The sequence below is a fragment of the Kordia aestuariivivens genome (assembly GCF_014397005.1).
GTDB classification, from domain to species: domain Bacteria; phylum Bacteroidota; class Bacteroidia; order Flavobacteriales; family Flavobacteriaceae; genus Kordia; species Kordia aestuariivivens.
On sequence record NZ_JACGWS010000022.1, the window covers coordinates 47,617 to 60,213 of the forward strand.

Genomic DNA, 12,597 nt, shown 5'->3' on the forward strand with positions numbered 1-12,597 from the left:
AATTCATTATTTTCCATAAAAGTAAGCTAAAGATTACACTTGTGCAATGTGACACCTAGTAAATCGAAGATTCAGCGAAACCAATGACAAAATAGAAAACATTCGTGAATTCGTGGCAAAGAAAAATAACAATCGTTAATCTTCAGACTTTTTCAAATACGTAATTGTCTGATTATAGTTCATATAATAATAAGCAGTCACAGTTTTTTCATTTTTAGCAACGATTTCTGTTGTGATAAATTCTTTAAAAGCCATTTTTTCGCCGTTTGCAGCTGTAATGTAAACCGTGCTTGGTAAATCGCCAGCGGTTTCTTTTTCTGCGCCACTCAATACACCTGTAATGTTTTTATAACTATCATTTACTGCGGGTGCATCTTCTCCATATAAGGTGTTGCCATTAAAATAAATGTCCATGAGTATATTTTCTGAAGTGTCCGTATAATAAATAGTTGCATATTTTCCTTGTAAACTCACCAAATGAGCAGCAGTTTGAGAAATCGTTTCTACGTTTAGATTAAAGTCAACTTTGGTCTGTCTTTCAGGAAATTCAACCGTAAGGATAAACATTGGATATTGTGCATCTTCTATATTTTTAATAATTCCATATTCGCTAATTTCATCATCTGTTGGTTCTCTGTCAGCATGTTGATTTTCTTCAACAAGCTCTTCTTTTTCTTCCACAACAACTTCTTGCTCTGTTTTAGTGTCTACTGCTTTTTTGGGTTCCGTTTTACAGCTAAAAAGGTGCAAAGAAAATACTGCGATTGCTAAAAATAGGATTGCTTTTTTCATGCGCTTTAATTTTTTAATATACATTCACTTTCTTCTACTTGTGTGCAATGTAGTGATTCGTATTTATTTATGATTTTAATCCTAAAGATAAAAAGCATCTCGACTCCGCTCGATGTGACACATCTCGATAGCTGCGCTAGGTATTTTCAATCAAAATATATTTTGATTTCGATAATGCTCGATGTGACACTTCCTTGTAATGATATCTAAAAACTTCAATCGTTAATCAAAATTTTTTATTGAATGTGATGCTTGTGTAGAGTCGAAAGCAAAACCTTTTCAAACAAAAATTCCCCAATAATACGATGCGCTTTTGGGTTGATGTGTAAATCTTCGTCCCAAAATACTTTTTCAGTAGCTTGCTCCAATGGCGCTTTCAAATTAATGTTGACAATATGTTCCGTGTTTAGCCATTCTATAAACTCATTGGTAAGCTTTTCATTAGCTTTAATGGCTGAAGTATCTAAGTTAAATAATGACTGTATTTTGGACTTAAATGCGGGATTGGTTTCTATTTTGGAAGGTAATAAAGTAACAACAAGCTGAATATTTTCTTGTGCACATAATTCTTTGATTTTCAACATGTATTTTTTTGCCAGATTCAAAGATTTTTCCTTTTCGCCTGGGAAAGAATAAAAGTATAAGGTTTGTTCAATTCCTTGGGTAAAAGGAATCGCTTTTTTTTCTGCACTATAAAACCTTTTTTTAAGGCGTGTATAGGTGTTTTTAAAAACGTTGGCAACATTCGTTCTATCATCTTCAAAAATGGGAGCTTCTCTAAAATCATTTCCCGTAAAAACATTGATAACATACATGTTGGGTTTTAAATGCTTATACTTTTTAAGAAAACCTAAGTAGTTTCTAAACGTATAATAACCAACACCGCCATTAATACAATTATAATAAGAAATACTATCCGAAGCATTCAGTTTTTCTTCCCAAACATTTACAAACGATTGCGGATTGTGTTTTAAAACGCCATCTGTATGCGAATCGCCTGTAACCAAAATACGATATTCGTTTTGTTGCTTTTCAACGATATCATCGTCTTCTCTAAACCCTAAATTGTTAGTTCTTCGCTCGGTGGTTAATTTTTGTTGTGGTGTTCCCCAATTATCGTAAATCTTTATATCAGGAATGTGAACAAACATCGCTAAAGAATCCTTTTGTAGGTATGCAACTTGGTTTGGTCCAGTCATTTCAAAAAACGACTGTATTCTATGTGCTGCTATAAAATAAGTTATAATACTTACAATAAGCAATAAACCAATTAGCACACAAAAATTAATAAGCAACAGACGTAATCTTTTCATTACTATAATTTAAAACAAAGGAACTAAAAATATATAACAAACAAAATACAGCTTCTTTATTTTTTACTACATTTATGCCATAAATACAAGGAAACAATTCAATGATTTTTGATTATTCAAAATGGAATACAACGTTAGCAACGGATACTGAAAAGTATCAAAACGCGCAACCGTATCCGTATATGGTGGCTGATGATTTTTTAGAAACTGCTGCAGCTGAAAAAGCGTTAGAAGTGTTTCCAAAGATTCAAGATGCTGGTTGGATTCATTATGTGCATGTGAACGAAAAAAAGCATGGACTCAACAAATTAGATTTAATTCCGGAGTTTATTCGTGATGGAATTATCAAAGAATTAAACTCGCCCGAATTCATTACATATCTTGAAAACCTTACGGGAATTGACAATTTATTGCCCGATACTACAATTGAAGGCGGCGGAATTCATCAAAGTGAAAATGGAGGCTATTTGAATATTCATGCAGATTTTACCGTGCATCCACACAAAAAAACGTGGCGACGTCGTGTGAATGTATTGGTCTATTTGAATAAAAACTGGGAAACTTCGTATGGTGGCGCGTTGGAATTGTGGGATAAAGACATGTCGAAATGTGCTGTAAAAGTGGAACCGGTTTTTAACCGAATTGTTATTTTTAACACGGATGAAGATTCGTATCACGGTTTTCCCGATCCGATACAATGTCCGGATGATGTAACGCGAAAATCAATTGCATTGTATTACTTCACAGAAGAAAAAACTGGTTCTTTCAGACGAAGAGCAACCAATTATCGTGCACGTCCAAATGATGGTTTCAAAGCCGTTTTTATTTGGCTCGACAAAAAAATGATTGCGATTTACACCTGGCTCAAAGGAACATTAGGCATCAATGATGATTTTGTGAGTAAAGTGTTGAATTTCTTTCGAAAGAAGAAGTAAGTTTAGATTGTTAGTTACGCTTCGCTTTAGTATCGCTTTGCTCTTGGATTTTTAGATTTGCAACGCTTTTGATTTCAGAATGATTTAATCGTTTAACTATCCGTCAGATCGAATGAATTTGTGAAACAAATTAGTATCGAGATCTACTTTGAAAAGTAAATGATTCTCGATACAATTTTTCTTCATTTCATTACGAAAAAGCCACTCGAATTGACGTTTTTAGCCAAACCTCCGAAACACCTTATATATTATCATCACAAGCCATTGTGTAATACAAACGCTGAGCAAAACACCAAAAATTTCGTAAGTTTCTATCAAGAAGAAAATCAAGCTTATGTTTACAAAAAAGCCAAAGAAACTAATGTAAATAATGGTGCGCTCTTTATGGTTTTTCATGAGTTCCATGATATTCAATGTGTAGAAATAACAAGGCAACGCGATCAATCCGCCAACTACATAATATTCGTAACTGAAACCTAATTCCACAAAATATTCCATCACAAACCAAATAGCAAATCCGCCCAAAATAGTTAATGGAAATGCAGCAGCATATAACTTATATTTCATCTTTTGCACAACTTCATCAGAAACACGATACACATGTTTGGTAAACGGAATGGTAATATATGCTGCCATGGCTTGCAACATTAAAAAAGCAGTAATGAGTAATTGATATTCGGCTAATTGCGATTTTTCTAAGTAAAAATCAACCACATAAATATCTACTTTTGAAACCAACCAGCCGCTGAGTCCGAGAATGAAAAAAGGCAACCCTGCTTTAAATTCTTGAATAGAAATCGTGGCAGAAAATGATTCTTTCCAAAAGTTCAATTGTACACTCAACAAGCATAATTTAACCGTAATTGCCAGCGCATATAGTTGCAAAAATGTTTCTAAATCAAATGTTTCAAAGTAAAAAATACTTCCGAAAATGATTCCAAATGCTACAATTTCTGCGACTAATTGCGCACTAAACCGTTGATGATACACAACCAAAGTGCTTAGTGAAGCATAACTAAAAGTGAGCACCACAAGTAAAATTGCCCAAAGGGAAATATTGAAAGGAAAAAATAACAATAACAATAAGGCAAAAGGTAACAACAAACTTCTCGATAAGAAATTACTGAAAAAAGCATGATACATTTGTCCTGGTTCTTGACTGTATTTTCGGAGTAAATGATCTCTATTTCCCCAGCCTAAAAGGAACGATACAAAGAAAACCCATAGCATCACGTTGATCAAACTTGCCCAATCTGCTTTTCCAAAAACTTTTACACCAAAAACCACAATCAAAAAGTTAAATGCAGGACTTGCAAACCCTTGAATTGTATTCATTCCTATGGTGATCAATCTACGCATGGTACAAATTTAGATACGCATTAATAGATTGTTTTTCTGAACTTAATTCAACACGTTTTTTTGCGTCATTTTGCGCTGAAAGTAAGCTTTCGCAGGCTTCAATCAGTTCAATTTCACTTTCACCAACATGCCAGTTTTTAGAAGCTTTGGCAAGTCCAACATCGTATGAAGCAATCTGCATTCCTGAGTACAATGCTTCCAAAAACACAAATCCAAACGATTCGTACGAACTTGTGTGTAATAGAATCCTTGATTGTGCCATTTTCTTCAAAACTTCGGTTCTTGGTAGTTTTCCAAGAAGTGTGATCGTATTTTCTAAGCCTAAATTTTGAATTTGTATTTCGAGTTCGTTTTGCAATGCGCCATCGCCAATAATAGCAACGTTGAGGTTTTTATGTTTTTTTGCTAAAGCTGAAATGATCTCGATGAAATCTGAATAATTCTTGACAGTATTCAACGATCCAACACCTAAAATATCAATGGCATTTTCTTGTAATTCGGGAAACTCAGCAACATCCAAATGCCACGGAATAATAGTAGATTCCAAATTATATGTTTTCAATAGTGCTGCATGATGATTCTTGGAAAGTGTCACCATTTTTGCGTTGGAATGTATCAAATTCTTCGCATGCGAATTTTCAATAGAAGCATCTTGTCCCATCACAGTTACGACATGATTGATACTGTGTTTTTCCGCAAATCGTTGTCCAACCTTAGAGCATTCGCCAATCCAAAAACTATGAATGGTGTCAATATTTTGCGTTTTGTGCAGTTTTTTGAGTGTTTTTGTAGCCTTTCGCCAGGTTTGCAATTTCTTCAAACGTCTATTTTGTCCATTCAGTGGAATCACTTCAATACCATGCCAATCGTACGTTTTTTTAGTAAACGGAAACTGAAATGCAAGCAACGTTAATTTAGCATTAGGCAAAGCTTTTCGAATACTTTTCAGAAACACTTGCAACGCTGGAATTGTCGTAGAATCTTCCTCAGACTCCGCAAAACCTGGTGTTAAAAATACGATATGTTGGTTATTTTTGTTCAATTTTTTCATTCCCGCGCATGCGGGAATCTAATATTAATTAATTTTCAACCCTTTATGTTTTTTCCAAACGTCAGTTCGAGTGTTTTATCGAAATGAAATGGAGATAAAATGTATCGAGAACAACTCATAGTTTCAAAATGTTCTCGATACAATTTTCTATCTATCTCGACTGCGCTCGATATGACAGAAAATCACTCGAACTGACGTTTTGCTATTACTTCTTTGTTACACTGAGCGGAGCCGAAGTGTTCCATTCCACATTCGTAAACACCAAATCCGTTTCTTTAATCAATTCAGGATTTCGCTGTAAATCTTCAAGCGAAATCAATGTGCCGTCCGTTTTATAAATGTATGCATACGCTTTTACATCGTCATACAAATTGGCGATTTCCTTTCGAATTCGACGTTTAAATAACGAAAATCCAAACGTATTTTCGAGTCGCATCAACACTTTGTTTAAAAAGCCCGAAGGAATATTTTTATTGTATAAATGTTCGTTTAAAAAATCATAATGAAACGATACATATAATGTTGGATAGTTTAATTTTTCTAAGGCTTTTCCAATCGTTGGTAAAATTTGAAACTCAGCACCTTCCACGTCCATTTTTATAAAATCTACGTTGTTAATTTGTGCTGTTTCTACAAAATCGAGCAGCGAAACTGTTTCTATTTCTACTGAATTTTCTGTGTCACGCTTTCGCGATAAAATACTTGTCGACGAAGCTCCATACGCTTCACGCGCAGACAAACGCAAGGTTTCTTTAGTATTTGAAATGGTAGTTTGGTATGTTTTTATTTTTTCGGCTACAGCCGGATTCAACCCAACATTCGTCTCCAATTCATGAAAACACACCGGATCTGGATCGAGCGCATGCACTTCTTTGGCGATTTTTGCGGCATATAATGTTAAAACGCCGCTCCAAGAACCAATGTCTAAAACCACCGAATTTTTAGTGACGAAATGATCAAAAATAGCAAACGTATGCGGTTCCCAATCTGTGGAATTAATATGCGTCCAATAGTGTTTATTTTGTCCCGGATCAATTTGAAATGTATGATTTTTAAGCTGAACTTCCATGTTTAAAAAGTGTCTAAATCTGAATAGGTAAATATAAAGTCTTTTAAATCGATTTCAGGATCAAAATCTAAATAACCAACCAACCAAGATTCTTTAGGTTGCGTAATGGTTTGCAACTGTTTTGCCATGGTAGAATCTGCATCAACTTGAAATAAAAATTCTGTGATTCCTAAGAAAAATGCTTTTCGTTTCAACTTTTTGATGGCTTTTTGTAACGCTTCCGCAGATGGCGCATAAAACTTTCCAACATGAGCAATTGCTTGAATTTTTAACCAAAAAACACAGCCTTCTAGTTCAACACAATGATGACTTTTGAAACTATTTTTATAATCGATAAAGTCGTTTGTGAATTGTATTTGATACTTTTCTTTATGTTCAGCATTTAACTTTTCAATCGCTTCTAGAGAAACTTTTTGTTTGAAAAAAACATCATAAAAATGATTCCGACGCAACTTATTTAATACTTTCCCGATTGGAAGTGTGTTTACTTTTATGTGAAATCGTTGCAAACGTTCGTGTTCTTTCCAACCTAATTTTTTTGTGCTACGATGCGTATTTTCACTATGAAAGGCATACACATATTTCATGTCGTTTTCTTTCATAATTTCATACGCAAATGTTGCCAATGCGTTATGCAATCCTTTTCGTTGATGATTTGGGAGCGTATACGAATCGCAGGCATGTGCTACATAAATTTCACGATCAGTATTCTTAAATTTTTGTGGAACTGCACCATAAAAAGCCACCGGAATTTCATCGCAATATGCAATGCTACAGATGTAATTGACGCCAACATAAGAAGTGTTGTATTTGTTTTGCAAATAGTTGAGCGTGACTTTCTTTTTAAAGACTTTCCAAAAAAGCTCTTTAATAGCTGGAAAATCGTTGTTGTCAACACGTTTAAGACGGTATATTTCTTTGTATAACATATATTTTCTAAAAGTAAGAACCTTTTAACAAACACGCCAATTGTTGTTCCATGGAAATGTACGGATTCATTACAAATCGGTTTTGAGATGTTTCATTTTTAGCATCTTCTTTTGTATTGTAATCAACCAATAATAAGCGTTCAAAACCTATCTCATGACAATACTCAGCAAGTTCATTAGTGTAATACCCAAACGGAAATGCAAACTCCGTAATTGGTTGCTTGCAAATGGTTTCGAGTTGTTGTTTGCTCGTTAAAATTTCACGTTTTGCAGCTTCCAATGGAATATCAACCAAGCTTGCGTGTGTTTCGCCGTGCGCGCCAATTGTGAATAATGGATTGTCTGCAATTTCTTTGATTTGTTTCGCGTTCATGAGTTTCCAATAGTCTTCAACGTCTTTTGGCGGCAAAGCTTTCCAGTCATCTTCAAACACTTCATAGATCAATTTTAAAACTTCGTACGGCAATGCTTTTGCGACATTTTTCATGGAAATCCCATTCCAAATGAATTCTCTTTTAGCGCTTTTTTTATACAAATTCCGTTCAAAAATAATTTCTTCTTTTTCTGTATGATAGGAAACTAAATCGAGAAAATCTGCCCATAAATACGGCGCTTTTTCGTGAATAGTTGTAATGTAGAAACACGCAGGAACCTTATATTTTTCTAAAATCGGAACTGCATATGTGTAATTATTCAAATAGCCATCATCAAAAGTAATGGCAATATTTAAGGTGTCTTTTTTGAATTTTTTCTGATAGAAATCATCTAGAGAAATTACATTATAATGTGTGGTAATATACTTGATAAATTCCTCAAAGAATACTTTTGAGATAAAGCGACTGTTGTATTTTGTTTCGCCAACTTCATCAATTCCGTGATAGACTAAAATGCGTTCGCCATAGCGATCTTTCAAAAGCAATTTGCCAAAACCAAGTTTAAACAAAATGATTTTGTACACTAATCCTAACCGATATTTGATACGCATCCAAAGCATACTTTTTGGTATTTTAGATTTTGATGTTATTCTGTAAACACAGTGAGTTCATACTAAAATGTGATTCGATTTTTTTACTATTTTATTTTTCAACACGTCACTTCGAGTGATTTTTCAAGGAAAAATTGTATCGAGAAGTACTTTTAAGCTAGAACGAAAATTAATGCTCAAAAGCTGTTCTCGATACATTTTATCTTCATTTCATTCCAATAAAACACTCGAACTGACGTCTTGTATTTCTTTATAATATATAATGTTACTTCTTAGTCTCAACTTGATATAATTTCCATCCTTCCGAATGTGTTTCTAAAATTTTTAATTCGTAATTCTGTTCAATAAATCCCCAGTTTAACATGGGCGTTTTATCTTTCCATTGTACTTTATAACGTGCTGGATCGAACAGAATTAAATCGTTTTTATTGAACTTTTTATAGCGTTCCATGAACATATTTTTATACTCAAAATCGAGTCCGCGACCTTGCATTGCCAAATCTACATCAAAACTATATAATGTCGCACCTTGATACGGTTGAATCATTGTTGCGATTTCTTTTTCTGTAATTGTTCGCGAAAAAATCAAGTGGAAAGTCATCGAGAAAAAGACCAATTGCAATCCTACACAGACAATTCCGATGGGAATAAAAAAACGCTTGATCAATTTTACGTGCATCAATCTTGCGAAAGCGGGAAATAGTAAAATTAATATCAGCGGAAAAACCAAACCGAGCACGCGCGGATTTTGAAATGGAATTCCAGCTAAAAAGAAAATGTATAATCCGCTACAAATCATCAATATTTTTTGATGAAACTCATCCAGTAATTTATAATTCTTAAGTGTAATTAAACTCAAAATAAATCCAATAAAGATAAATCCAGGATGAAAGAATACATAGAGTGTATACATCAAATTTGGGGACGTAAAATTGGACGCGCCGTCTCCAGTGGTGAAACTTGATTTGAAATAATTTCCAAACGACCAAGCTTTTAAAAATGAATTGGAAGAAGCTTCAAATAATGCGCCCCATTGGAAAATAAGAAACGGAATTGCCACAATTAAACTTAAGATTACTGCAAGACTAAATTGCTTAATTTTTCTTCTATTAAACACTAAATACAACGCGTAAATTATGATCGGAAATGTGATGAAAAGTGAAGCATAGCGTGTCATCAACGCACAGGTTGCAAAGATAAAAATAGGCGCAAGGCTTGTGTTTTTAATGTATGATTTAAAAAAGAAATAGAACGCTAATACGACAAAAACTAACGCTAATGCGTCTGACATCACAATCAATCCCATTTTTAATAGAAATGGACAGAAAACGGCAAAAATCAACACGTAAAAGAAGCTAAATTTTACTTTTGGATACAGTAATCGAATTGTTTTTAACGTGAATACACATGTTATTGAGAAACTTAAACAACTTATAAATTGCAAGGCAAAAGCCGTGCTTCCAAAAAGAAAACCTAATAGACTTCCCAACGTCGGATATAAAACCGGCCAAAAATAATTCCCAGGATGAACTCCAGTTGTCATGTATTCTTGAATGGCGTTTGTGTAGCGTAAATATTCATACGAATCTTGCCCGTACAAGCCATCAAAACCAACGATTCTCAATGCGAACATTAAAAGAAGTGGAATGAACAAAAGCGTCAAGTTCTGGTAAAAAAAAGTTGTTAATTTAGAAGCTTTCAATATTGATTTTGTTTTGCGTATATAAATATAGTTGTTAAATTGTCGATCGTAAAAGAATACTATTATTTTTTGCGTTTTGAGCGCAATTAAGTCAACATTCATGATCAATACTAAAAAAGTTATCGTTGTTCTTCCTGCTTATAATGCTTCGGAAACACTACAAAAAACCTACGAAGAAATTCCGTTTGATATTGTAGACGAAGTGGTTTTGGTAGATGATAATAGTACCGACGAAACACTTCGAGTTGCGAAAGAGTTAGGAATTAAACATGTTATAAAACATGAGCAGAATAAAGGATATGGTGGGAATCAGAAAAGCTGTTATAAAAAAGCTTTATCGCTAGGAGGCGATATTATTATCATGTTGCATCCAGATTATCAATACACGCCAAAATTGATTCATTCCATGGCGTATTTAATTGCAAATGATGTGTATCCTGTGGTTATGGGATCACGGATTTTAGGAAAAGGCGCGTTGCGCGGCGGCATGCCAATGTATAAATATATTGCAAATCGGTTTTTGACCTTGTTTCAAAATATATTAATTGGTCAGAAGTTATCCGAATACCACACAGGATTCAGAGCTTTTTCTGCGGAAGTATTAAATGCATTAAACTTAGAACACAATTCGGACGATTTCATTTTTGACAATCAAATGTTGTGTCAAATTTTCTCAAAAGGTTTTGAAATCGCTGAAATAACCTGCCCAACTACCTATTCAGAAGAAAGTTCTTCCATCAATTTTCAACGTAGTATGACGTATGGTTTGGGCGTTTTAAAAGTCTCCGTTCAATATTTTTTACATAAAAAGAAAATTCGATCGTTTCAAATATTCAAATAGTCAGTATCTTTAACAAAAATTAGCACCCGTTTTGAAAAAGCATAAAATTCTTCTATACAATCCAATAGCCGTATTTTTTGACATGCCTTTGGCATTGTTAGCCATTGGTTCTGTTCTCGATCCTGAAAAATATGAAGTCATTATTGTAGATGGTCGTATTGATGAAAATCCATTAGAAACCATTGCAGAACATATTGATGATGCATTGTGTTTTGGAACAAGTGTTTTAACAGGAAGACCTATTAAAGATGCTTTGAAAGTAACGCAAGCTGTTAAAAAGATGCGTAAAGATCTTCCCGTAATTTGGGGCGGATGGCACACTTCTTTATTTCCAAAGCAAACTTTGATTGATGAAATTTGTATTGATGTAACGGCGCAAGGACAGGGAGAAGATACGTTTCACGAATTGGTTGAAATTTATGCAGCGAAAGGTGATATTTCTGAAGTGAAAGGAATTTGTTACCGAAATGATGAAGGCGAAATTATAAAAAATCCACCACGCGTTATTGTAGCGATGGACACGTTTGCAGATATTAATTACGAGTTAATTGATGTTGAAAAATATTTTGAAAAGAAAGGAAGAAGACAACTCGATTATATTTCATCAACAGGTTGTTATTTTAGATGTACGTTTTGTGCTGATCCTTTTGTATATAATAGAAAATGGACTGCAATTTCACCAGAAATAATGGTGAATAAGTTGGCCGCATTGCACGAAAAATATCAGTTTACAGATTTGAACCTTCAGGATGAAACCTATTTTACATATAGAGATCGTGTGATTGAAGTTTCGGAACGTATGATTGAAAAAGGATTGAATTTTACGTGGGCAGCAACCATGCGTGCGGATCAAGGTTCGAGAATGTCGGTTGAAGATTTCAAAATTTGTGCAAAATCTGGATTGCGACGTTTGTTAATCGGAGTAGAATCTGGTTCGCAAGAAATGATGAATTGGCTCAAAAAAGATATTAAAATTGAACAAGTATATATGTGTGCGGAGCGTTGTAAAGATTTAGGCATCGCAGTGCAATTTCCGTTTATTGTTGGTTTCCCAGAAGAAACGGATGAAAGTATTCGAGAAACCGTAAAAGTTGCCTTGGAATTGAACAGTATGCATCCAAACTTCCACACGCCAATTTTTTACTTTAAACCGTATCCAGGAACTACCATTACACAAAACGTAGTGAAAGATGGTTACAAGTTACCTGAAACCGTTCATGAATGGTCTGACTTTGATTTTGTAGGTTCGTCAGGACCTTGGGTAAGTGAAGAGAAATATGATTTCTTTGAGAAGTTCAAGTTTTACTTAAAATTTGCTTATTCAAATCAAAAAGCGATTTACAAACCATTGCAATTATTAGCAAGATGGCGTTGTAAGCATAAATATTTTAATATTCCTTTGGAGAAGAAAATTGTAGACAAATTTTTTAAGAAACAACAATTGGCCTAGACGCGCTTCACTTTTGGACTCGTTCCCGCGTAGGCGGGAATCTCTTGGATCGCTTCGCTTTTGGATCGCTTCGCTTTTGGATCGCTTCGCTTTTGGATCGCTTCGCTTTTGGATCGCTTCGCTTTTGGATCGCTTCGCTTTTGGATCGCTTCGCTTTTGGATCGCTTCGCT

At 34.3% G+C, this 12,597-nt stretch carries 11 protein-coding genes; 3 read left to right on the top strand and 8 right to left on the bottom strand.

The window, feature by feature from the left end:
- Positions 1-135: 135 nt before the first annotated feature.
- Both H2O64_RS23150 and H2O64_RS23155 read right to left on the bottom strand, forming a co-directional pair.
- Entirely contained in the window at positions 136-792 is a 657-nt protein-coding gene (locus H2O64_RS23150; RefSeq protein ID WP_187564624.1) for a hypothetical protein, read from the bottom strand.
- Positions 793-1,028: 236 nt separating this feature from the next.
- A complete protein-coding gene (locus tag H2O64_RS23155; protein WP_187564625.1) occupies positions 1,029-2,105 on the bottom strand; it encodes an SGNH/GDSL hydrolase family protein in 1,077 nt (358 codons plus the stop codon).
- Between the two features lie 101 nt (positions 2,106-2,206).
- On the opposite strand from H2O64_RS23155, the gene H2O64_RS23160 reads away from it, so the two are divergent.
- Positions 2,207-3,040, top strand: coding sequence for a 2OG-Fe(II) oxygenase (locus H2O64_RS23160; RefSeq protein ID WP_187564626.1), 834 nt, complete (start codon positions 2,207-2,209; stop codon positions 3,038-3,040).
- A gap of 219 nt (positions 3,041-3,259) precedes the next feature.
- Here H2O64_RS23160 and H2O64_RS23165 read toward each other — a convergent pair whose 3' ends face one another.
- The 6 genes from H2O64_RS23165 to H2O64_RS23190 form a co-directional block, all read right to left on the bottom strand.
- On the bottom strand, positions 3,260-4,399 hold the full coding sequence (locus H2O64_RS23165) for a lipopolysaccharide biosynthesis protein (RefSeq protein ID WP_187564627.1): 1,140 nt from the start codon (positions 4,397-4,399) through the stop codon (positions 3,260-3,262).
- Positions 4,392-5,450 carry a glycosyltransferase gene (locus tag H2O64_RS23170; protein WP_187564628.1) on the bottom strand — a complete coding sequence of 353 codons (1,059 nt, stop codon included), beginning with the start codon at positions 5,448-5,450 and terminating at the stop codon, positions 4,392-4,394. Before H2O64_RS23170 ends, H2O64_RS23165 begins: the two co-directional genes overlap by 8 nt.
- Positions 5,451-5,655: 205 nt before the next feature.
- On the bottom strand, positions 5,656-6,519 hold the full coding sequence (locus H2O64_RS23175; protein ID WP_187564629.1) for an FkbM family methyltransferase: 864 nt from the start codon (positions 6,517-6,519) through the stop codon (positions 5,656-5,658).
- A 2-nt stretch (positions 6,520-6,521) separates the two neighbouring features.
- Positions 6,522-7,448 carry a GNAT family N-acetyltransferase gene (locus tag H2O64_RS23180; protein ID WP_187564630.1) on the bottom strand — a complete coding sequence of 309 codons (927 nt, stop codon included), beginning with the start codon at positions 7,446-7,448 and terminating at the stop codon, positions 6,522-6,524.
- A gap of 7 nt (positions 7,449-7,455) precedes the next feature.
- On the bottom strand, positions 7,456-8,433 hold the full coding sequence (locus H2O64_RS23185) for a polysaccharide deacetylase family protein (protein ID WP_187564631.1): 978 nt from the start codon (positions 8,431-8,433) through the stop codon (positions 7,456-7,458).
- Between the two features lie 265 nt (positions 8,434-8,698).
- Positions 8,699-10,066, bottom strand: coding sequence for an ArnT family glycosyltransferase (locus H2O64_RS23190; RefSeq protein ID WP_187564632.1), 1,368 nt, complete (start codon positions 10,064-10,066; stop codon positions 8,699-8,701).
- A gap of 169 nt (positions 10,067-10,235) precedes the next feature.
- Between H2O64_RS23190 and H2O64_RS23195 the strand changes: the two genes are divergently transcribed.
- Together H2O64_RS23195 and H2O64_RS23200 are read left to right on the top strand one after the other, a co-directional pair.
- Positions 10,236-10,976 (top strand): glycosyltransferase family 2 protein, encoded by a 741-nt coding sequence (locus H2O64_RS23195; RefSeq protein WP_187564633.1) that lies wholly within the window; start codon positions 10,236-10,238, stop codon positions 10,974-10,976.
- A gap of 31 nt (positions 10,977-11,007) precedes the next feature.
- Complete coding sequence (locus H2O64_RS23200; RefSeq protein ID WP_235983015.1) at positions 11,008-12,426, top strand: B12-binding domain-containing radical SAM protein; 1,419 nt, start codon at positions 11,008-11,010, stop codon at positions 12,424-12,426.
- Positions 12,427-12,597: the final 171 nt, after the last annotated feature.

What these genes read in the sequence shown, in the direction of transcription:
- H2O64_RS23150 (WP_187564624.1), bottom strand. Translation starts at nt 792, where the DNA reads ATGAAAAAAGCAATCCTATTTTTAGCAATCGCAGTATTTTCTTTGCAC.
- H2O64_RS23155 (WP_187564625.1), bottom strand. Translation starts at nt 2,105, where the DNA reads ATGAAAAGATTACGTCTGTTGCTTATTAATTTTTGTGTGCTAATTGGT.
- H2O64_RS23160 (WP_187564626.1), top strand. Translation starts at nt 2,207, where the DNA reads ATGATTTTTGATTATTCAAAATGGAATACAACGTTAGCAACGGATACT.
- H2O64_RS23165 (WP_187564627.1), bottom strand. Translation starts at nt 4,399, where the DNA reads ATGCGTAGATTGATCACCATAGGAATGAATACAATTCAAGGGTTTGCA.
- H2O64_RS23170 (WP_187564628.1), bottom strand. Translation starts at nt 5,450, where the DNA reads ATGAAAAAATTGAACAAAAATAACCAACATATCGTATTTTTAACACCA.
- H2O64_RS23175 (WP_187564629.1), bottom strand. Translation starts at nt 6,519, where the DNA reads ATGGAAGTTCAGCTTAAAAATCATACATTTCAAATTGATCCGGGACAA.
- H2O64_RS23180 (WP_187564630.1), bottom strand. Translation starts at nt 7,448, where the DNA reads ATGTTATACAAAGAAATATACCGTCTTAAACGTGTTGACAACAACGAT.
- H2O64_RS23185 (WP_187564631.1), bottom strand. Translation starts at nt 8,433, where the DNA reads ATGCGTATCAAATATCGGTTAGGATTAGTGTACAAAATCATTTTGTTT.
- H2O64_RS23190 (WP_187564632.1), bottom strand. Translation starts at nt 10,066, where the DNA reads ATGTTCGCATTGAGAATCGTTGGTTTTGATGGCTTGTACGGGCAAGAT.
- H2O64_RS23195 (WP_187564633.1), top strand. Translation starts at nt 10,236, where the DNA reads ATGATCAATACTAAAAAAGTTATCGTTGTTCTTCCTGCTTATAATGCT.